21 protein-coding genes are annotated in these 20,321 nt (G+C 72.9%); 11 read left to right on the top strand and 10 right to left on the bottom strand.

The genetic code is table 11. The features are described 5' to 3' along the window. Positions 1-196 precede the first annotated feature (196 nt). Complete coding sequence (locus J2S22_RS19365; RefSeq protein WP_272775311.1) at positions 197-1,165, top strand: AraC-like ligand-binding domain-containing protein; 969 nt, start codon at positions 197-199, stop codon at positions 1,163-1,165. Positions 1,166-1,350: 185 nt separating this feature from the next. Further along, complete coding sequence (locus J2S22_RS19360; RefSeq protein ID WP_272775310.1) at positions 1,351-1,962, top strand: HupE/UreJ family protein; 612 nt, start codon at positions 1,351-1,353, stop codon at positions 1,960-1,962. Between the two features lie 46 nt (positions 1,963-2,008). Here the strand turns inward: J2S22_RS19360 and J2S22_RS19355 are convergent, their stop codons facing one another. Beyond that, positions 2,009-4,588 (bottom strand): HWE histidine kinase domain-containing protein, encoded by a 2,580-nt coding sequence (locus J2S22_RS19355; RefSeq protein WP_272775309.1) that lies wholly within the window; start codon positions 4,586-4,588, stop codon positions 2,009-2,011. Positions 4,589-4,868: 280 nt separating this feature from the next. On the opposite strand from J2S22_RS19355, the gene J2S22_RS19350 reads away from it, so the two are divergent. Together J2S22_RS19350 and J2S22_RS19345 are read left to right on the top strand one after the other, a co-directional pair. Further along, the gene (locus J2S22_RS19350) at positions 4,869-5,612 is read left to right on the top strand and encodes a Crp/Fnr family transcriptional regulator (RefSeq protein ID WP_272775308.1); all 744 of its coding nucleotides are present in this window, start codon (positions 4,869-4,871) and stop codon (positions 5,610-5,612) included. A gap of 158 nt (positions 5,613-5,770) precedes the next feature. Further along, positions 5,771-6,259, top strand: a complete 489-nt coding sequence (locus J2S22_RS19345) for a DUF992 domain-containing protein (protein ID WP_272775307.1) — start codon at positions 5,771-5,773, stop codon at positions 6,257-6,259. Positions 6,260-6,350: 91 nt separating this feature from the next. On the opposite strand, the gene J2S22_RS19340 is transcribed toward J2S22_RS19345, so the two are convergent. From J2S22_RS19340 to J2S22_RS19320, 5 genes are all read right to left on the bottom strand, one after another. Beyond that, positions 6,351-7,913: a DHA2 family efflux MFS transporter permease subunit gene (locus J2S22_RS19340; protein WP_272775306.1), complete on the bottom strand. Its 1,563-nt coding sequence runs from the start codon at positions 7,911-7,913 to the stop codon at positions 6,351-6,353. Beyond that, positions 7,906-9,183 carry an HlyD family secretion protein gene (locus J2S22_RS19335; RefSeq protein WP_272775305.1) on the bottom strand — a complete coding sequence of 426 codons (1,278 nt, stop codon included), beginning with the start codon at positions 9,181-9,183 and terminating at the stop codon, positions 7,906-7,908. Before J2S22_RS19335 ends, J2S22_RS19340 begins: the two co-directional genes overlap by 8 nt. Continuing rightward, a complete protein-coding gene (locus tag J2S22_RS19330; RefSeq protein ID WP_272775304.1) occupies positions 9,176-9,655 on the bottom strand; it encodes a MarR family winged helix-turn-helix transcriptional regulator in 480 nt (159 codons plus the stop codon). The genes J2S22_RS19335 and J2S22_RS19330 overlap by 8 nt, the downstream gene beginning before the upstream one ends. Before the next feature lie 184 nt (positions 9,656-9,839). Continuing rightward, on the bottom strand, positions 9,840-10,283 hold the full coding sequence (locus J2S22_RS19325; RefSeq protein WP_272775303.1) for a hypothetical protein: 444 nt from the start codon (positions 10,281-10,283) through the stop codon (positions 9,840-9,842). Positions 10,284-10,361: 78 nt separating this feature from the next. Continuing rightward, the gene (locus J2S22_RS19320; protein ID WP_272775302.1) at positions 10,362-10,940 is read right to left on the bottom strand and encodes a TetR/AcrR family transcriptional regulator; all 579 of its coding nucleotides are present in this window, start codon (positions 10,938-10,940) and stop codon (positions 10,362-10,364) included. 145 nt (positions 10,941-11,085) lie between these two features. On the opposite strand from J2S22_RS19320, the gene J2S22_RS19315 reads away from it, so the two are divergent. Beyond that, a complete protein-coding gene (locus J2S22_RS19315; RefSeq protein ID WP_272775301.1) occupies positions 11,086-12,063 on the top strand; it encodes an SDR family NAD(P)-dependent oxidoreductase in 978 nt (325 codons plus the stop codon). A 116-nt stretch (positions 12,064-12,179) separates the two neighbouring features. Here J2S22_RS19315 and J2S22_RS19310 read toward each other — a convergent pair whose 3' ends face one another. From J2S22_RS19310 to J2S22_RS19300, 3 genes are all read right to left on the bottom strand, one after another. Beyond that, complete coding sequence (locus J2S22_RS19310) at positions 12,180-13,169, bottom strand: MBL fold metallo-hydrolase (protein ID WP_272775300.1); 990 nt, start codon at positions 13,167-13,169, stop codon at positions 12,180-12,182. Positions 13,170-13,273: 104 nt separating this feature from the next. After that, on the bottom strand, positions 13,274-14,257 hold the full coding sequence (locus J2S22_RS19305) for a Bug family tripartite tricarboxylate transporter substrate binding protein (RefSeq protein ID WP_272775299.1): 984 nt from the start codon (positions 14,255-14,257) through the stop codon (positions 13,274-13,276). Between the two features lie 34 nt (positions 14,258-14,291). Then, positions 14,292-15,389, bottom strand: a complete 1,098-nt coding sequence (locus J2S22_RS19300; RefSeq protein WP_272775298.1) for a mandelate racemase/muconate lactonizing enzyme family protein — start codon at positions 15,387-15,389, stop codon at positions 14,292-14,294. Between the two features lie 171 nt (positions 15,390-15,560). Between J2S22_RS19300 and J2S22_RS19295 the strand changes: the two genes are divergently transcribed. From J2S22_RS19295 to J2S22_RS19285, 3 genes are all read left to right on the top strand, one after another. Beyond that, on the top strand, positions 15,561-16,541 hold the full coding sequence (locus J2S22_RS19295; RefSeq protein ID WP_272775297.1) for a LysR substrate-binding domain-containing protein: 981 nt from the start codon (positions 15,561-15,563) through the stop codon (positions 16,539-16,541). 55 nt (positions 16,542-16,596) lie between these two features. Next, the gene (locus J2S22_RS19290; RefSeq protein WP_272775296.1) at positions 16,597-16,998 is read left to right on the top strand and encodes a hypothetical protein; all 402 of its coding nucleotides are present in this window, start codon (positions 16,597-16,599) and stop codon (positions 16,996-16,998) included. 157 nt (positions 16,999-17,155) lie between these two features. Continuing rightward, complete coding sequence (locus tag J2S22_RS19285; protein ID WP_272775295.1) at positions 17,156-17,716, top strand: disulfide bond formation protein B; 561 nt, start codon at positions 17,156-17,158, stop codon at positions 17,714-17,716. Positions 17,717-17,757: 41 nt separating this feature from the next. On the opposite strand, the gene J2S22_RS19280 is transcribed toward J2S22_RS19285, so the two are convergent. Continuing rightward, on the bottom strand, positions 17,758-18,123 hold the full coding sequence (locus J2S22_RS19280; protein WP_272775294.1) for a hypothetical protein: 366 nt from the start codon (positions 18,121-18,123) through the stop codon (positions 17,758-17,760). 264 nt (positions 18,124-18,387) lie between these two features. Between J2S22_RS19280 and J2S22_RS19275 the strand changes: the two genes are divergently transcribed. From J2S22_RS19275 to J2S22_RS19265, 3 genes are all read left to right on the top strand, one after another. Then, entirely contained in the window at positions 18,388-18,999 is a 612-nt protein-coding gene (locus tag J2S22_RS19275; RefSeq protein WP_272775293.1) for a hypothetical protein, read from the top strand. Then, positions 18,989-19,405 (top strand): transcriptional regulator, encoded by a 417-nt coding sequence (locus J2S22_RS19270; RefSeq protein ID WP_272775292.1) that lies wholly within the window; start codon positions 18,989-18,991, stop codon positions 19,403-19,405. The genes J2S22_RS19275 and J2S22_RS19270 overlap by 11 nt, the downstream gene beginning before the upstream one ends. Positions 19,406-19,482: 77 nt before the next feature. Continuing rightward, positions 19,483-20,247, top strand: a complete 765-nt coding sequence (locus tag J2S22_RS19265) for a di-trans,poly-cis-decaprenylcistransferase (protein ID WP_272775481.1) — start codon at positions 19,483-19,485, stop codon at positions 20,245-20,247. Positions 20,248-20,321 lie beyond the last annotated feature (74 nt).

Here is a 20,321-nt window from a genome sequence, read left to right as displayed (position 1 = left end):
GCGCTGCCGGCGCCGTCAAAGCCGCCGGCGGCCTTCTGCGCCCCGGCGACAGAGATCGTGCGCTCGGCGGACAGGGCGGCCGTCCCGCCCGCTCCCGGGCCGTCATGCTGCAGCGCGTGTTGCGGCGGCCTCCGGCGGCCCCTAGGATCGCCGAAAAAAGAGACGCGGACGATCGACGCAGTCGCGGGAGGCGAGCATGGTCAGGGTCGATCTCGGACTCGAGCCGGGACGCAAGCGGCAGATCTGGCAGGACGCCATCGCCTGGCATTTCGGCGAGGCCGATCTCTCGATCCGTCGGCCGGACCGCTTCACCGGACGCATCGTCGCGCTCGGCGACGGGCCGATCCGGCTGGTCGAGGTGGAGAGCGACAACGAGCTCGGGGTGCGCACCCGCCGCCACGCCGCGCACCAGCGCGACGAGGTCTTCGTCGTCGCCCTGGTGAACCGCGGCCGGGTGGCGTTCGAGCAGCGCGGCCGCTCCTGTCTCCTCACCGACGGCATGGCGACCCTGTTCGCCGCCTCCGAACCGTACGAGATCCGCCACGACGATCCGGCCGACGTGATCAATCTCACGGCGCCGGCCTCGCTCCTCGAGGCCTTCCTGCGGCGGCCGCACGACCATGTCTGCCGGGCCGTCGCCATGCGCGGGCTGGTCGGCAGGGTGTCGCGCGACCTCCTGGTCGGCCTCGCCGGAACGGCGCGCACCGGCGGGCCGATGGCGGCCGACGGCGCGTCGCTTTCGCCCGCATCGCTCCGCCTCGCGCTGGCGAGCATCGCGGTGCTGCTCGAGGAGGGCGCGGAGGCGCAGCCCGGGCTGAGCCCGCGCCAGGCCGCCATGATGCGACGCTGCCGCGAGATCATCGCGGCCTCGGCCGGCGATCCCGATCTCGGCCCGACGCAGCTGGCGCAGCGCATGGGGGTCTCGGTGCGCTGCCTGCACGGCTTGTTTCACGCCGCCGGCACCACGGTCTGCGATGGCGTGCTGGAGGCACGGCTGGAGCGCAGCCTGCAGGCGCTCGGCAATCCCGGCCTGGCGCATCTCCGCCTGAAGGAGATCGCCTTCGCGAGCGGATTCGCCAATCCGTCGGTATTCGCGGCCCAGTTCAAGCGCCGCTACGGCAAGACGCCCGGCGAGATGCGCCGCGACCTCCTCGCCGCGCGCTGAGCCGACCCCGGCCCGCCGCGGCTGACGCGCCGTCATTCGGCATTGCGGCGGTATGAAGGATCTGTAAAATCTTAGGACAGGACGGAGTCGGCCATCGGGCGGGGCGGTGGCGTGGCAGCCGGCCGCCTGCCGGGTCGGGCGACGTTCGCGCGCCCCGGCCCACCACCCGCGCCAGGAGAATCGCGATGACACATGTCACCACCGTCGCCCGCACCGCCGCGCTCGCCGGCGGACTGCTGCTCGCCGCCGCCACGGCGGCGTCCGCGCATGTCGGGCAGGCGCCCCATGTCCACGGCTTCGGCGACGGCTTCGTCCACCCGCTGCTCGGCCTCGACCATCTGGCCGCCATGCTGGCGGTCGGCCTGTGGTCGGCGACGCTGGGCGGCGCCGCGCTCCTCGCCGTCCCGGCCGCCTTCGTGGGACTGCTGATGATCGGCGCGGTGCTCGGCGCGGCCGGCGTGCCGCTGCCGGCCGTCGAGCCGGCGATCACGGCCTCGGTGGTGGTGCTCGGTCTCCTGGTGGCGCTGTCGGTGCGGCTGCCGCTGGTGCCGGCCGCTCTCCTGGTCGGCGCCTTCGGGCTCGTCCACGGCTACGCCCACGGCGCCGAGATGCCGGCGGCGGCGGCTCCGCTCGCCTACGGGCTCGGCTTCGTCGCGGCGACGGCGCTGCTGCACGCGGTCGGCATCGGTCTCGGGCTCGGCCTGGGCCGGCTGGCGCAGCGGCGCGGCGCGGTGCGGGCCGCCCGGCTCGCCGGCGCCTGCGTGGCCGGCGTCGGGGTGGTGCTGGCGCTGGCGTGAGACCACCGTGGCGGTGCGGCGGCGCCATTCGCGGCGCCGCCGTGTCTCACGTCTCGCCGCCGGGGCCGGGCGCGAACGGCTCGATCAGCATCCGCAGCGTCTCGGCCGTGTAGGGCTTGCGCAGCCGCGGCGTCTCGGCGAAGGCGGGCGGGAACGCCGCCTGCTCGCCGTAGCCGGTGGCGAAGGCGAACGGTACGCCGAGCGCCCGGAGCTCCGTCGCCACCGCGAAGCTGCTCTCCGCCCCGAGATTGACGTCGAGCAGCGCGAAGTGGGGCGGCCGCTGCGCGATCGCCGCGAGCGCATCCTTCACCGAGGCCGCCACCCGCACCGCGTCGACGCCCAGCCGCCGCAGCATGTCCTCGGCGTCGAGCGCGATGATCATCGTGTCCTCGACCAGAAGCACGTACTGGGGCACGTGGCCGGCCGGTGCGGCGGCCTCGGTCACCGGGGCGTCGGCGATCGCCCCGCCCGGGGCGGGTCGCACATAGGCGCCCGGGATGACGAAGCGGGCGACCAGCCCGGTCGGGGCGTAGTCGACCGAAGCCTCGCCCTTGAGGTCGTGGCGGATCGAGCGCTCGATCACGGTCGAGCCGAAGCCGCGTCGCTTCGGCGGGGAGACCGGCGGGCCGCCGGACTCGCGCCAGCGCAGCGCGAGTGCTCCGTCGGCTCCGAAGCCGGCCGCGATGTCGACGCGGCCGCGCTGGTCGCTGAGCGCGCCGTATTTCGCCGAGTTGGTGATCATCTCGTGCACGACCAGCGCGATGGTGGTGAACGCCTCCGGCTCGATCAGCACGTCGGGGCCGGCGAGGCGCACGCGCTCGCCCTTGCCCAGATAGGCCGCCGCTTCCGCCGCGATCAGGCTGCGCAGCGAGGCGGGGCCCCAGTGATCGGCCGTGATCTGGTCGTGCGCGCGGGCGAGGGCCTGGATGCGGCCGCCCACCACCTCGGTGAAGGCCTCGATGGTCGAGGCGGAGTCTCGACTCTGGGTGATGACGCCGCGGATCAGGCCGAGGATGTTGCGGATGCGGTGGTTGAGCTCGGCGATCAGCAGGTCCTGCCGCTCGATGGCGCGGCGGCGCTCCTCCTCGGTGAGGTCGGAGAGCTGCAGGATCACCTCCAGCAGGCTGACGCGCAGCTGCTCGGCGATCCGGCACTCGACCGGGAGCCACGGCAGCGACTGACCCGTGACGGTCTGCTTCCAGGTCTCGAAGCTCTTGCGCGGGGTGAGGCGGTCGCCGTTCGGTCCGAGGAACTTCGGGACGGTCGGATCGCCCGCCCAGCTGACGCTGCGCGCCATCTCGCGGCGGAAGAACACGAGATAGTCGCGCGCCGGGCGCGACAGCGGCACCACCAGCATGCCGGCGGCGCGCTCCGCGAAGGCGCGGCCGGGCGGGTACTCGGCGCCGATGTCCTTGCGGGCCTGCACCTTGTCGATCGCCTGTCCGTCGATATGGGCGACCAGGGCGGCGAACGCGTCGGCGTCGGGCGTCAGGCCCTTGAGGGTGGCGCGGCCGTTCGTCCAGACGCCGATCCCGTCGCAGGCCAGCAGATCCGCCATGTCGTCCAGATGCGCGACCACGCTCTCGAACCGCGTCGCCTCGCGCGCCATCGAGGTGACCAGGCGGTGATGCAGCGCCTGGGCCCGCGCCTCGTAGGCCGCCTCCGCGGCCCGCTCGCGATTCTCCAGCAGCAGCGAGAACACCTGCGCGAACAGCTCGGCCGCGGTGCGCCGGCCGAAGGCCACCCGATGCGGGGCATAGTGATGGCAGGCGAACAGGCCCCACAGCCGGTCGTCCCGCAGGATCGAGACCGACATGGAGGCGCGCACCCCCATGTTGCGAAGATACTCGATGTGGATCGCCGAGACGCTGCGCAGCACGCTCATCGACAGGTCGAGCGGAGCGCCGTCCGGCTCGCCGGGCACGACCGGCACGGGCGCGGCCTCGATGTCCGGGATGATCCGCAGCACGTTGCGGGCGTAGAGCACGCGCGCCTGGCGCGGGATGTCGGAGGCCGGGTAATGCAGGCCGAGGAACGAGCCGCGGCCCGGGTCGACCGCCTCCGCCACCACCTCGCCGGAGCCGTCCTCGTCGAAGCGATAGACCATCACCCGGTCGAAGCCGGTGAGGGCCCGCATCTCGCGGGCGGCGGTGCGGAAGAAGCTCTTCTGGTCGTCGGTGCGCTGCAGCCTCGCGATCATGTCGCGGGCGAGGCCGGCCGCCGCGGTGTCACCCTCGCCGGCGGTCCACTCGCATTCGATCACCACGGTGTCGGCCGTGCCGCCGGTCGTCGCCGCCGCGATCACGTGGGCCGCGATGTCGCAGCGCAGGCCCGGGACGAGGTCGAGCGCGAAGCCGCGCGCCACCATGTCGCCGGAGACGCCCTGCAGCAGGCCGCGGATCGTGTGCAGCGGCTCCTGCGCCACGACGGCGTCGAGCGGCCGGCCGATCAGCGCATCGGGCGCCACGCCGAGCGCCGCCGCCGCATTCGCCGAGGCATGCGTGATGTGCCAGTCGTCGGCCGCCACGGCGAGCAGGAATCCGAACGGCTGAACGGCGCCGAGCAGATGGATCGGCTCGCGGTCGCAGTTCGTCAGGTCGACGGTCGGGCCGTTGTCGGCGTTCATGTCTGGTCCGGTGGTCGGGAAAACCGCCGGTACGCGGCGGCAGGCGCAAGCACGCCACTGAACTCCGGTCGGGCCGGGACGCCCGTGCTTCGGAGGCTCCCAAAGCGGCGATCCGGCGCTCCCTCCGGGGAGCTTGAACGCCGGGTCCGTAAAAACACCATACCACCGTTGCCGCCGTCCATCGGTGCACTTGTGAACACAGCGGGACCATGCGATGCGCTAGAGGGAGCGCTCGCCACACCCGTTCCGCCGATCGCATCTCACCGCACCCGCACGCATCATGAGCAAGCACCACGACGGGCCTGGAGACCGGCCCGACAACAACCTGCTGCGAACCTTGCGCGAGAGCGATTTCGCGCTGCTGGCACCGTATCTCGAGATCTCCGCGCAGGAGGCCAACCAGCTCCTCTACAGTCCCGGCGACAATGTCGAGACCGTGCACTTCCCGTGCGGACCGAGCCTCGTCTCCTATCTGGTCGGCAGCGAGGACGGCCGCGACCTCGAGACCATCCTGGTCGGGCGCGAGGGGGCGGTCGGCGGCATCGTCAGCTTCGGCCACCTGCCGGCCTATTGCCGGATCGTCGTGAAATACGGCGGGCTCTTCGCGCGGGTCCGCGTGACCCAGCTCGAGGCCGCCAAGGCGAAGTCGCTGACGCTGCGCTATCTGTTCGCCCGCTACGCCGACTGCCTGCTGGCCCAGGTGTTCCAGTCGACCGCCTGCAACGCCATCCACTCGATCGAGCAGCGCGCCGCCAAATGGATCCTGTCGGCCATGGAGCGCACCGGCGACCATGTGGTGCCGCTCACCCACGAGCAGCTCGCCACCATGCTGGGGGTCGGGCGCAGCTACACCAGCCGTGTCATGCAGGGATTCCGGGCCGAGCGCATTCTGGAGACGCGCCGCGGCGCCGTGGTGGTGCGCGACCCCGAGGCCCTCAAGGCCCGCGCCTGCCTGTGCAACGAGTCGGTCAAGGCCCATTTCGACGCGGTGCTGCGCGGCGTCTATCCGAACGGCGACGAGTAGGGCAGGGCCGGTACCGGACGGCAGGCCCGTGTTCGCAGGCCGTGACACTTTCTTCACGACCCGGCGACACGCCTCCGCGCCGCTGCGCTCGGTGATTGCCGCGCGGGGCGGCCTCGCTGTATCAAGGCACCTGCCAATTCCGGCTGGAGGGGATATCCATGCTCAAGACGTGTTCGACCCTGGCGGCGCTCGCCACGGTCGCAGTGCTGGCCGCGCCTGCGTCCGCCCAGGCTCCGGGCGCCTCGTGGACCCAGGTCGGCATGCTCGACTGCCGGGTCGATCCGAGCATCGGCTTCATCATCGCCGGCCACCAGTCGATGCAGTGCCGCTTCAGCCAGAACGCCCCGATCCCGCCGCAGACCTATCAGGGCGCGATCAACACGGTCGGCATCAATATCGGCGTCTCGGCCGGCGGCCGCCTCGCCTGGGGCGTGTTCGCGCCGACCACCGGGGTTCCGGCCGGGGCACTGGCCGGCGAGTATGTCGGCGCCAGCGCCGACGCGGCGATCGGCGTCGGGGTCGGCGCCAACGTGCTGATCGGCGGCTCCAACCGCACCGTCGCCCTGCAGCCGCTGTCGCTCGAGGGCTCGGTGGCGCTCAACGTCACGCTCGGCGTCTCGGCGCTCAAGCTGCGCTACGTGAACTGATCCGGCTGAGCCGATCCGGGCCATCCGGCCCGGATCGCGGCGGCCGGGCCCGGCGCCCGGCCGTTTTCCGGCCCTGCGGCCGCCGTGACGCTCAGTCGACCACGACCGCCGGCCCGCCGCCGCCCGAGCCCTTGCGCAGCAGCAGCACCAGCGGCAGGGCGGCGAGCGCCAGAATCATCAGCAGCCGGAAATCGTCCACATAGGCGATGATGGTCGCCTGGCGGGTGACGACGCTGTCGAGCGCGGCGCGGCCGGCCGCCGTCCACGGGCTCCACGCCTGGGCGATCGCCGGCATCTCCAGGAGCCGATTGAACGGCGTGACGTAGCCGGCGATGTCGGCGTGGTTCGCCTGCACGTTCTCGGTCAGCAGCGCCGCGACGATCGAGATTCCGACCGACGAGCCGACGTTTCGCGACAGGTTGTAGAGGCCGGTCGCGGCCGGCCGCCGCTCGGGCGCGAGCGTCGAGAACGTCACGGTGGTCAGCGGCACGAACAGGAAGCCGAGCCCGGCGCCCTGGATCATCCCGGTGACGATCATGGTCTGCTGCGACACGTCGGGCGTCCAGCCGGTCATGTCCCACATGGCCCAGGCGGTGAGCGCGAGGCCGACGGCGAGCAGGATCCGGGTGTCGACCGTCCCGATCAGCCGGCCGACCATCATCATGGCGATCACGGTGCCGATGCCGCGCGGCCCCATCACGAGCCCGGCCGTCACGACCGGATAGCCCATCAGCGACTGCAGGAACGGCGTCATCAGGGCGAGCGAGGCCAGATAGGTGATGCCGACGATGAAGATGAACAGCATGCCGACCGCGAAGTTGCGGTCGCGGAACAGGCCGGCATCGACGAAGGAGGCCTTGCCGGCCGTGACGGTGTGGACCAGGAACAGATAGAACGCGACCGCCATCACCAGCGCCTCGAGCTGGATCTCGCCCGAGGCGAACCAGTCGAGCTGCTCGCCGCGGTCGAGGAAGATCTGCAGCGCCGCGATGGCGATCGACAGCGTCGCGAAGCCGAACCAGTCGAGCCGCGAGCGCAGGGCGCGCGCCGTCTCGCCGACGAAGGCCGAGATGCCGAGGAACGCCACGACGCCGATCGGCAGGTTGATGTAGAACACCCAGCGCCAGCTCAGATGATCGGTCAGCCAGCCGCCGATCACCGGGCCGAGGATGGGGCCGACCATCACCGACATGCCGAACAGCGCCATCGCCGAGCCGCGCTGCGCCGGCGGATAGATGTCGAGCAGGATCGACTGGGCGAGCGGCACCAGGGCGGCGCCGAACATGCCCTGCAGCACCCGGTAGCCGACGATCTCGGTCAGCGACTGCGCGGTGCCGCACAGCATCGACGCCACCGTGAAGCCGGCGACCGAGACGAGCAGCACGCGCTTGCGGCCGAAGCGGCCGGCGAGCCAGCCGGAGGGCGGCGTCATGATGGCGGCGGCGACGATGTAGGAGGTCAGCACCCAGTTGATCTGGTCCTGGCTCGCCGCCACGCTGCCCTGGATGTAGGGCAGCGCCACGTTGGCGATGGTGGTGTCGAGCGCCTGCATCACCACGGCGAGCACGATGCAGGCCGTGACGGCGCCGCGATGCGGCACCGCCGCCCCGGTCTCGCCGGCGGGCGCCGCCTCGCGCGAGACGGACTCAGCCACGGCCGGCTCCGGCGGCGGCCGCGGGGCCGCCGAACAGGTCGCGCACGACGCGCGGGAGGCCGCGCGGCCGCCCCGTGTCGACGTCGATCACGACGCTCATGCCGACCCGCAGCCGCGGCTTGTCGGCGGGCGTGTCGAGGCGCACCCGAATCGGGATGCGCTGCACCACCTTCACCCAGTTGCCGGAGGTGTTCTGGGCCGGCAGCAGCGAGAAGGAGGCGCCGCTCGCCGGGCTGATCGAGTCGACGGTGCCGTGCCATTCGACGCCCGGATAGGTGTCCACGGTCACGGTGACGGCCTGGCCAGGCTGCACATGGGTGAGCTCGGTCTCCTTCGGGTTCGACTCCACCCAGACATGATCGCCGGCGACGACGCTGAAGGCCGGCGTCGCGGCGGCCAGATACTGGCCCGGCTGCAGCGACGGCACGTTGGTGACGACGCCGTCGAACGGCGCCTTCACCCTGGTGTGGGCGAGCTGGCGCGCCGCCTCGTCGCGCTGCGCCAGCGCGTCCCTGTAGCGGGGGTGGTCCTCCACCTTGATGTCGGGATCGCCGTTCAGGTTGGCCGTGATGCCGGCGAGCTGCTGCTGCAGCGAGGCGTGCTTCTGCCGGGCGACCTCGAGATTGTGGCGCGCCTGGTCGAACGCCGCCTCGGAGGCGACGTTGCGGTTGACCAGCGCCTGCTGACGGTCGAACTCGCGGGTGTAGTAGGCGACGTCGGCCTCGGCCTGGCGGATCTGCGCCTGCATGTCGCGCCAGCTCGCCTTGGTCGCCTCGATCTGGTCGCGGGTGAGGGCGAGCTGCGCCTCGGCGCGGGTCAGCGCCAGGCGGAACGGCTCGTCGTCGAGCTCGAACAGCACGTCGCCCTTGCGGACCTCCTGGTTGTCGCGCACGTCGACGGCCTTGACGATGCCGGACACGTCGGTCGACACGGCGACCTTGTCGGCCTGGACATAGGCGTTGTCGCTCGACACCACGGCGCCGCCCGTGACGTAGACATATCCGCCGGCGACGAGCGCGACCGGCAGCAGCGCGAACAGGATCTTTCGCAGGTTTCCCCGCCGGGGCTCGACTGCCGCGGGCGACTCCGGCGCCGGCCCGGGCCCGGCGGACGGCTCGTCCGTCGACGGCGCGGATTCGCCCGGGGACACGCGGGCCTCGGCGGGCGTGCCGGCCACGGCCACGGGGCCGGGGCGGCGCTCGGGCGCGCGCGGGGCCGGCGGCGGAGCCGGCTGGCTGTCGACGGGATCGACGCGGCGGGGGTCAGCCATGTGCGGCCTCCTTCTGGCGGCAGCCGGTGCCGCAGGCCTGGACGAGATTGGTCTTCATGGTGGCGAGGATGCGCTCGAGGTGATCGCGGTCGGCGTCGGAGACGCCGGCCAGCGCCTCGGCCCGCGTCGCGTCGCCGATCGCCTGCATGTCGTGGATCAGCGGGTGCGCCTCCGGCCGCAGAAACAGCCGCTTGACGCGGCGGTCCTTCGGGTCGGGGCGGCGCTCCACCAGCCCGGCCGCCTCCAGGCGGTCGACGATGCGGGCGAGCGTGATCGGCTCGATCTCCAGGATGTCCGCGAGGCCGCTCTGCTGGATGCCTTCGGCGCGGCGAAGATGCGCCAGCGTCTGCCACTGAGCCCGGGTCAGCCCCAGGCCGCGGGCGTTCTGCTCGAAGCGCTTGCGCAGCAGGCGCGCGACGTCGTTGAGCAGGAAGCCGAGGGTCGGGGCGGGAAGGGCGTGCGGGCTGGTCATGGTCGTCGCCGGTAAGGTCGTAAGCAACACACATCGTGTGTTTGGCTTAATGTAAGCGTGCTTATGATTCTTGCAAGAGACGTCTCCGGCGGCCCGGTACTGGACCGACGCGCGCCGCGAGGGGTTGGTTCCAGGGCGGGACCGGGCGGCCCCGGCGCGGCGTTCTCGTTCGGAACGGCGGGTGTCAGCGCGGCGGCAGCGTGCCCGTCTCCGCACGCTCAGGCGCGTCCGAGGTGTCGGCGTGGATCTCCTCGCGGATGACCCTCAGGGTCACCTCGTGCAGGTAGGAGCGCAGCGCCGTGTCGAGCTCGGTGAACTCCGGCCACAGGATCTGGTCGACGAAGCCGCGTGGCACTCGCACCATTACGGTGGTCCGGCGCTGCCGCGGATAGCGGTAGGGCGACAGCCCGTAGCGGCGGCACAGCGCGACGAAGAGCTGCACCGACCAGGTGTCCGGCACCGTGAACTTCATCTCGATCGGCGGATCCTGCCGCTCGGCGTCCTTCAGCCGGGCCCGAACCCGATGCAGCGCCGCCTCGGCGGCGCTGCGCTCGCCCGGCGTCCCCGCCCCGGCGAACAGCGCCTCGATCTTCTTCAGCTTGTCGCGCAGCTGCGCGTCGCTCGTCATGCCCGCCCCACCCTGTGCTCGCGCGGGCGAGCCGAGCACCCGGGCGGCGGCGAAGTCAACGCCGGCCGCGGCCGTGCCTCACCGGGCCTTCAGGCCGGCGAGGATGATGTCGATGACCTGGTAGGCGATGTCGCGCCGGCCGGCACCCGCGTCGGGCGTGACGACGCCGGCCACGGCCCACAGGAGATCGAGCGGATCGATGTCGATCCGGATGTCGCCGTTCGCCACGGCGCGATCGACCAGCAGCGACAGCGCCGTGCGGATCGCCGCCAGCGACCCCGCATAGAGCTCGGACGTGCCGCCCGCCATGCCTTCGAGGGCGGGCGCGATCACCTTCTTGGTGGCCAGGAAGTCGACGAACACCCGCATCCAACGGCGCAGCGCCTCGACGGGCGGGTGCTCGGCGGCCAGCCGCGGGGCGGCGTCGGCGAGCTGCCGCAGCGCGTCGCGATACACCTCCGCCAGCAGCGCGTCGCGCTCCGGGAAGTGACGGTAGAGCGTGCCGATGCCGAGGCCGGCCCGGCGCGCGATCTCCTCCAGGCTGACCGTGGGACCGACCGCCGCGAAGGCCGCCGTGGCGGCGTCGAGGAGCCGACGCCGGTTGCGCTCCGAATCGGCCCGCGGCTTTCGCGGCGTGCCGGACTTTTCGCCCGTCATGGCCGAGGCACCCCTTGATAAACGGAGGGTTCCTCCGTATTTATAAGCGGAGACATCCTCCGTTTACGCCGTGTCCGCCGGTTCGGCAACCCCGCCGACGGCGCCGGGGAGGCTTTGTCTTCACGACAGGGGTGGGAGTGGGACCATGGCGAAGACCTTCGGGGCGACGAGCACCACCGACGACGTGCTGGCGGACGTCGATCTGGGCGGCAGGCGCGTCCTGGTGACGGGCGTCTCGGCCGGGCTCGGCGTCGAGACGGCGCGGGTGCTGGCGGCGCGCGGCGCCCATGTGGTCGGGGCGGCCCGCGACCTCGGCAAGGCCGAGGCGGTGACCGCGATCGTGCGCGACGCCGCCACGGGCGGGGGCGCGCTGGAGCTGGTGGCGCTCGATCTCGCCTCGCTCGCCAGCGTGCGGGCCTGCGCCGACGCGCTGGTGAAGGCCGGGCAGCCGCTCGATCTGGTGATCGCCAATGCCGGCGTCATGGCCTGCCCGTTCGGGCACACGGCGGACGGCTTCGAGACCCAGTTCGGCACCAACCATCTCGGCCACTTCGTGCTGGTGAACCGCATCGCCGCGCTCATGCGGCCGGGCGCCCGGGTGGTGGTGCTGTCCTCGGCCGGCCACCGGTTCAGCGACGTCGATGTCGACGATCCGGGCTTCGCGCGCACGCCTTACGACGCGTGGCTCGCCTACGGCCGTTCCAAGACCGCCAACGCGCTGTTCGCGGTCGGGTTCGATCGGCGCCACGCGGCGCGCGGCATCCGGGCGACGGCCGTGCACCCGGGCGGCATCGCCACCGAGCTCGGCCGCCATGCGTTCCCGAATCCCGACGACCTGCAGAAGCACCTGGACGAGATCAACGCCGCCCAGGCGGCCGCCGGCAAGCCGCCGCTCCGCCTCAAGACCGTGCCGCAGGGCGCCGCCACGTCGGTGTGGGCCGGCGTCGTCGCGCCGGCCGACGAGGTCGGCGGCCGCTACTGCGAGGACTGCCATGTCGCGGCGGTGAACGACAGTCTCGACGGCGGGGCGATCAGCGACGGCGTGCGCTCCTACGCGGTCGATCCGGATCGCGCCGACGCGCTGTGGCGCAAGAGCGAGGACATGGTCGGCGAGCGGTTCTGACGCCGCGGTCCGGTCAACGGGTCTGCGGTCGTTCCGGGGCCGGCGCTGCGTGCCGGCCGGAACGGCCGCGGCGGGCGCCCCGTCCCTGTCCCCGGACGGGGCGCCCCTGCGCGTGATCATGGCGGCGCGAACGCCGCCCGGAGCTGGGCCGGGACGTGGTCGGGGCGGTCGAGATAGCGGGGCGAGACGTGCAGCGGGATCACCTCCCGCACGCCCGCTGCGCGGGCGATGCGGCCGGCGATGCCGGCGGTGAGATGCAGGCGGCGCTGCGCCAGCGCCAGATCCTCGGTCGCGAAGGCGGATTCGATGTAGAGCCGGTCGGCGCCGCGGGCGAGCGCCGTGGCCGCCGCGACATTGGCGTCGTGCGGAGCGGCGTCGACCACATAGGCGACGCGCAGGCCGGGCCCGACCGAGAGGACGTCGTCGAGGAGATCGCCGAGGCGCAGCCGGCGGCCGTCGTCGGTCGCGATCTCGGTGTCGGGCGGGTCGCCGCGGCGGACGGCACGCTTCGCCGCCGTCAGCCAGGGCCCGACCGGCAGCCCGCGCCGGTCGAGCGCGTCGCGCCGCACGTTGATACGGCGGCGCTCCTGCAGCGCGAAGGCGAGGCTCGGGATGCCGTGGTCGAGCGCCATCGCCTCGATGGAGAAGTCGTCCTCGTCGTGGACGAGGCCGGGCGACAGCGCCGGCGGATCGGCCGCCTCGCGGGCGAAGGCCCGACGCCCGGGAAAGCGCGTGCGCCGCCGCACCGCGCCGTCGAAGAACTCGTCCACCACCACGGAGAAGTCGGGCGTCGTCTCGTCCAGCAGGTTCCAGGTGTAGCCGGCGATCTTCGCGGCGACCCGGTCGGCGAAGTCCTTCGGTCCCACCAACCGCAGCGTGCCGGGCCGGTGCAGGCCGAGCGCCAGCAACGTGTCGAAGCCGCGGAAGTGGTCCATGTGGGCGTGCGACACGAAGGCGTCGGTGACGCGCAGCCGTTCGCGCTGGCCGAGGCCCGAGAGGTCGCCGAGGTCGAACAGCAGGGCCCGCCGGCCGAACCGCAGGTCGACCAGCAGGCCCGGATCGTCGAACGGCCCGCCGACCGGCCGCGTCTCGGCGAGCCGGCTCATGGCCGGGTCACCGGTCGGGGGCGGCGGAGGGAAGGCGAGGCTGCTCGGATCCGCATCCCGCCCGCATACAGGCGCGGGCGGCCCCGGCGCAACAGCGCGGCCGCTCACTCCGGCTTGATGTTGCCCACCTCGATGATGTGCTTCCACTTGGCGATCATCGTGTCGATGTGGGCGGCGTAGTCCTGCGGCGTCGAGCCGATCGGCTCGTAGCCGATCTCCTCCATGCGCTTGCGGATGGCCGCGTCGCTCACGGCGGCCCGGGCCGCTTTGGCGAGGCGGGCCAGGATGTCGGGCGGCAGGTTCGCCGGGCCGACGAGGCCGAAGTCGGGCGCCGCGTCGACCTTCGGCAGGCCGGCCTCGGCCATGCTGGGAACGCCGGGAAGCTGCGCCACGTGTCCCGTGGTGATGCCGAGCGCCTTCAGCTTGCCGGCCCGGATGTGCTCCAGCACGGCCGGGATGGTCGAGAAGTTGAAGTCCACCTTGCCGGCGATCAGGTCCATGATGGCCGGGCCGCCACCGCGATACGGCACCGACACGACGTCGAGACCGGCCTCCTGGCGGAACTGCTCGCAGCCGAGATGCACGGCCGTGCCCATGCCGGCCGTCGCCATGGTGAGAGAGCCGGGCTTCGCCTTGCCGAGCTTGACCAGATCCTCGACGCTCGACACCGGCAGGCTCGCCGGAACCACCAGCACCAGCGAGGTGCGGGCGAGCAGCGAGATCGGCGTGAAGTCACGCTTCGTGTCGTAGGGCAGCTTGGCGCCGAACAGGCCCGGATTGATCGTGAAGGCCGAGTCGACGACGCCGACCGCGTAGCCGTCCGGCGCCGAGGAGGCGATCGCCTGGGTGCCGATCTGGCTCGCGCCGCCGCCGCGGTTGTCGACATAGAGCGACTGGCCGAGGTCCTGGCCCATCGGCACGGCGACGAGCCGCGCGACGATGTCGGAGGCGCCGCCCGCCGCGTAGGGCACCACCACCTTGATGGGCCGCTGCGGATAGGCTTGCGCCCGTGCGGGACCGGCGAGGACGCCGGCGGCCGTCAGGGCCGTGAGTCCCGCGAGGACCTGGCGTCGGCTGCTCTGGGTCATGTCTCTCTCCCGAAATGACGATGCTTCTCGTTGGTCACGCACGAAACGTCGCGATCAGCTCCGGGTCGGGATCGCCGCCGAGGCCGGGAGCCTCGGGAACGGCGATGTGCCCGTCGACGATCGGCACGAAAGGGCCGCAGGGGTCGAAGGCGAGGTCGCAGTAGAAGCGCTCGATCGCGACGGCCCGGACCTTGGCGGCCAGCACATGGATGGTGGCGAGATAGCCGGGGCCGAAGAACGGCGAATGCGGCACACAGGTGAGGCCGGCCGCCTCCGCCTCGCGGCAGATGCGCCATAGCGGCGTCAGCCCGCCGATCTTGATGACGCTCGGCTGGACGTAATCGACGCAGTCCGCCGCCCGCATCTTGCCGAAGTCGAGCGCGGTGCCGGCGTTCTCGCCGATCGCGGTCGGCACGCCGGTGGCGCGCCGCAGCTCGGCGAGGGCGGAGAAGTCCTCCGGCGGCCAGATCGGCTCCTCGATCCACAGGATGTCCGACTCCGCCATCGCGGCGACCGGGGCGGTCGCCTCGCCGGGCAGCCAGGCGCAGTTGGTGTCGACCATGATCGGAACGCCAGGGCCGGCGGCGGCGCGCGCCGCGGCGACCGCCGCGACGGTGCGCTCGTGCAGCTTGATCTGCGAGAAGCCGGCGGCGAGCGCACGGTCGATCGCGTGGCGCAGCCGGTCGGCCTCGCCGTAGTACTGCAGCAGCGAGGCGTAGACCGGGATGCGGTCGCGCCGGCGGCCACCGAGCAGCGTCGAGACCGGCACGCCGGCGGCCTTGCCGCGCAGGTCCCACAGGGCGATGTCGAGGCCCGAGATGGCGTGCACGGTCGGGCCGGTGCGGCCGAGATTGTGCAGCGTCCGCTCGATCCGCTCCGGCAGGCCGGTGTCGTCGGTGCGCTGGCCGATCGCCAGCGGCGCGACGAACTCGTCGACGGCCGCCGTCACGGCCGACCAGAAGCTGCCATACGCCTCGCCCCAGCCGACGAGGCCGGCGTCGGTCGTCACCCGGATCAGCACCGTGTCGAGCGTCTCGCGCGGCCGGCCGGCGAACTGCGGCTTCGGCGCCCAGTGGTCGAACGGGATGCGCAGCGGGACCGCCTCGATGCCCGTGATGGTCGGACCGGTCATGCTGTCCTTGCTCTCGGCAGGCCCGCGAAACGGGGGCGGTCGGACGAGCCCGCCGGGCGCGATATCGGCGGGGAAGAGAATGGTGCGCCCGACGGACCCGACCGCATTGTGGTCCCGTGTCTCATGTGCTCCAAATGCCGTTTGGTGCAGCAATCATGTTCTGGGGTTATGATGTTGTCGCTCCGCGAGCTCGACGTCTTTCGCCGGATCATGGCGCACGGCACCATCACGGCGGCGGCCGAGGCGTTGCACATCTCCCAGCCGGCGGTGAGCCGCATGCTGCAGCAGGCGGAGCAGCGGCTCGGCTTTCCGCTGTTCCTGCGGCACCGCAAGCGGCTGATCGCGACCTCCGAGGCGCAGGCGCTGTTTCCCGACACGGTCGCCGCCTTCGCGGCCCTCGACACGGTGCAGCGCCGTGCCGCCGACCTGAAGGCCGGCACGGCCGGCGTGCTGGAGATCGCGGCGATCTCCGCCTTCGCCAACGCGCTGCTGCCCGCCGCCATCGCGCGCTTCCGGGCGCCGCGGCCGGACGTCGTGGTCACGCTGCGGGCGACGAGCGCGCTCGATGTGGCGACCCGGGTGGCGAACCATCAGGCCGACATCGGCTTCATCATCGATTCGACCACGGTGCCGGGCGTCTCGGTCGGCGACCTGTGCGCCACCGCGTTCGGCGCCGTGCTGCCGGCCGGTCACCGGCTCGCCGGCGCGCCCTGGGTGGCGCCGGCCGATCTCGCCGAAGAGCCGCTGATCTGCCTCGGCCGCCACCTGCCGCTCGGGCTGCTCGCCATGCGGGCCTTCGCCGAGGCCGACGTGCCGTTCCGGGTCGCCATCGAGGTGACGCAGTCGACCGTGGCCTGCGCCATGGTGCGGGCCGGGGCCGGCGTCGCCCTCCTGGACGGCCTCGGCCTGATGGGGGCGCCGGGCGGCGACCTGGTGCTGCGGCCGTTCCGGCCCGCCGTCCAGGTGGCCGGCCGGCTGGTGCGGCCGCGTCACCGGCCGCCGTCGCGCCTCGCCGAGGACTTCGTCGCCGTCGTCCGCGCGGTCGTCGCGGCGAGCGATCCGGGCCTGGGCGTCCCCCGGCGTCCGGCCGGCGGCACCCGGAACGGCGGCTCGCGGCCGCCGCCGCAGGCGCCGGTTGATCCGCTCGCTTGACCGCGGCGGCGCGAGGCCGCTAGCTCGTCGGGCTCAACTTGCGAGGGAGGCAGCCGTGGCCGAGCAGACCCAGGCCGTTCAGGACGGCGACATCATCGCGCCGGGGGCCGCAGGCGCCGCAGCCGGCACCGTCGTCGCCAGCGCGCAGCTGCCGAACCTGCAGATCGAGGTCGTCCACAGCGCGGCGCCGGACGGCAGCAGCGAGCGCATCTCCATCAATCTCCAGGCGACGCCGTCCTTCGAGGCGTTCGGGCAGGTGCTCGAGGCGTCGAACCCGTTCGCCCTGTGGGCGCAGGCCGTCCAGCTGGCGTGGGCGCCGCTCCTCGCCGCCAACCCGTTCCTGGCGGCGAGCCCGCTGCTGCCGTTCGGCGCCTTCGGGGCGCTCGGCGGCATGCCGGTCTGCGGCTTCCCGCCCCGCAGGGGCCTGAAGGGCCCGGAGCAGGGCAACCAGGGCTGAACCGGCGGGCCGGAGCCGGCACGGGCTTACACGCCGCGGCCGGCTGCCTTGCCTTGGCCGAAAAAGCAGCACACAAGCCGTCGTCCGGCGTTGCTCCGGACGAGGCCGTGCCGCTGTCCGGCGTGGCACCCCCGGATCGAGCCGACGAGGCGTTCCCATGAGTCTCCGTTCCGACGCGATCGCCACCCCCGAGGCCGAGCGGGCCGAAGACCGCCGCTGGCCGGTCGTCGCGATCGCGGCCGCGCTGATCGCCGTCGGCTCGGCCGGGATTCTGCTCGGCGCCGCCTTCTTCCAGCACGTCGTCGGCATCCCGCCCTGTCCGCTGTGCCTCGAGCAGCGCATGCCGCACTACGTCGCGGCGCCGATCGCGCTGATAGTCGCGGTTCTGGCATGGCGGCAGGCGCCACGCGCCGTGGTGGCGGCGGGCTTCGTCGCGCTCGTGCTGGCGCTGCTGACGACCGTTGGAATCGGGGCCTATCACGCCGGGGTCGAGTGGGGATTCTGGGTCGGGCCCAGCGACTGCTCGGGCGAGATCCAGGGCTTCGGCCATGCCGGCAGCCTGCTGCAGCAGATGCAGAGCACCTCGGTGATTCGCTGCGACGAGGTGCAGTTCCGCGCGCTGGGCCTGTCGCTCGCCGGCTGGAACGTGGTGATGTCCGCGGCGCTGGCCGCTCTCGCCGCGTGGGGGCTCGCCAGGACGCTCCGCCGGCCGGCCTGAGCGGGCCGGCACGGATCATGTCCTTGCCTTGCTGAGAGAAATCAGCCGCGCGGAGCGTCGTCGCGGCCGCGGCCGCGGCCGCGCAGCAGGGTGCGGCGCCAGCGCTGGCGCAGCGCGAAGCGGCAGCGCTCGCTGTCCTCCGCCGTGAACTGGGCGGCGCGGTCGAGGCCGCGCAGCGCATCGACGATCTCCTCCACCGGCACGGGCCGCACCGGGCCGGCGCCGCCCGGCGCCTCGGCGGCGTCGGAGGCCCAGGCGATCAGGATCGCCCGCTTCTCGGCCAGGCTGAGATCCGGGTCGTCGACCACGGCGTCCGGATGCACGAACGCATGGGCCGGGTGCAGCATGGCGTCGAAATCGAAATCGGAGGCGGCCCGCCGCAGCGGTGCCGAAGGGATCGTCCTCATCGCGCGTTCTCCCAGGACCTCGTCGGTGTCGTGGCCGTCCGGGTGGCGCCCGCCACGCACCCCTGGCAGGGGCACGGGCTTGCAATACACTGGCTTGCGAAAGCGGGGCTCTGCACGCGAGCCCGGTCGACGAGCCGATTTAGAATCGATCTCGTCAGAGTCAATCCTTATTCTACATCGTGCCGAATTTATCGGCGGTAAAAGAAAGTTGCACTCGGTTTGCGCCGGCGTATACTTTGCGGCGCAAAGTCCGGGAGGGGGCGGATGACCGATCTCGAGAAGGCGCTCGCCGACATCGATGCGATCAAGGCGCAGCTCGCCCGCGACACCGAGTTCCGTGGCTGGGGCCCGGCGACCGTGGCGCTCACCGGCCTGATGGCCGGGGCGGCGGCCGCCGCCCAGGCCGCCTTCATGCCGGATCCGGTCGACGTGCCCAACTGGCTGGCCATCTGGGTGATCACCGCGGTGCTCGGAATCGTGCTGGTGGTGGCCGAGGCGATGACGCGGTCGCGCCGGCTGCACTCGCATCTGGCCGACGAGATGATCCATGCCGCCGCCGTGCAGTTCGTCCCCGCCGCCGTCGTCGGCGCGGCGCTGCCCGTCGTCGTCCTCGCCGTCGCCCCCGACGCCGCCTGGATGCTGCCCGGCCTGTGGCAGATCGTGTTCGGGCTCGGCATCTTCGCGGCGAGCCGGGCGCTGCCCCAGGCGATGGCGGTGACCGGGGCCTGGTACCTGGCCTGCGGCCTGGTGGTGCTGGCCGTCGCGGCCGGCGACCGCGGCCTGTCGCCCTGGGCAATGGGGCTGCCGTTCGGCATCGGCCAGCTGATGTTCGCCGCCGTCCTGCATCGTGCGCTGGGAGGCCGTCATGGCGTCTGACCCGACCCGTGCCGATCCGACCGTCGGCCGCTTCGCCTACGAGGGGCTCGACCGGGTGATGCACGAGAAGGCCCGGCTCGGGGTGCTGACCTCGCTGATCGCCCACCCCAGGGGGCTCGCCTTCGCCGACCTCAAGCGCCTGTGCGGCCTGACCGACGGCAACCTGTCGCGCCACCTGCAGGTGCTGGCCGAGGCCGGGCTGGTCGAGATCCTGAAGGGCTACGACCACAACCGCCCGCAGACCGTCTGCCGCATCACGGCCGACGGGCGCCGCCGCTTCCTCGACTATCTGGCGGTGCTGGAGCAGGTGGTCCGCGACGCCGCCGGCGCGGCCGGGCGCGCGCCCGCCACCCCGGCCGCCCCCACGGCCCGCAGCGGCCTCGCCGACGGCCCCGCGCCGGCCTGACGGATCGTCCGAGCTTCGCCCTTTTTCCGACCCCCTGATCTTCGCGAGCCGAGAGCCTCATGTCCAAGCCCTTTGCGATGCAGAGCGACGCCCCCCGCAACCCGCCGCGCCACGTCGCGATCGTCATGGACGGCAACGGCCGCTGGGCGACGGCGCGCGGCTTGCCGCGGCCGGCCGGCCACCAGGCCGGGGTCGAGACGGTGCGCCGCATCGTCGAGGCGGCACCGGGCCTCGGCGTCGAGACGCTCACGCTCTACGCGTTCTCGTCCGACAACTGGCGGCGGCCGACCGCCGAGGTCGCCGCCCTGATGCTGCTGCTGCGCCGCTTCGTCCGCGCCGAGACCGGGCGGCTCGCCGAGGCGGGCGCCCGCCTGACCATGCTGGGCCGGCGCGACCGGCTGCCCGGCGGCCTCGCCGAGGCGATCGCCGCCGCCGAGCAGGCGACCGCCCACGGCACCCGGCTGCATCTGCGGGTCGCCCTCGACTACTCGGCCCGCGACGCGATCCTCGATGCCGCGCGGCGCGCCGCCGCGCTGCCGGCCCTCACCCGCGACGTCTTCGCCCGCCTGCTGTCCGGCGGCGATCACGCGGCCGAGCCGGCGCCCGACGTCGACCTCCTGATCCGCACCGGCGGCGAGCAGCGCCTCTCCGACTTCCTGCTTTGGGAATGTGCCTATGCGGAGCTGCTGTTCGTGCCGCGCCTGTGGCCCGACTTCTCGGCCGCCGATCTGTCCGACGCGGTCGCCTGGTACGCGGCCCGCGAGCGCCGCTTCGGTGGGGTCGGCGCCGGCGCGCCGCAGCCGGCGCCGCCGCCCGCGACCCCGGTCCCCAGCGCCGCCTGACCGTTTCCGCCGCGTCGGCGGTTGCGGCCGGCCGGCACTCGCGCGATCCTCCCGGAATCGGCGGCCGGCGCGGC

Source organism: Rhodoplanes tepidamans (assembly GCF_030813915.1).
GTDB classification, from domain to species: domain Bacteria; phylum Pseudomonadota; class Alphaproteobacteria; order Rhizobiales; family Xanthobacteraceae; genus Rhodoplanes; species Rhodoplanes tepidamans.
The sequence above is the reverse complement of the archived record's forward strand: the minus strand, read 5'-3'. Positions and strand labels throughout refer to the sequence as shown.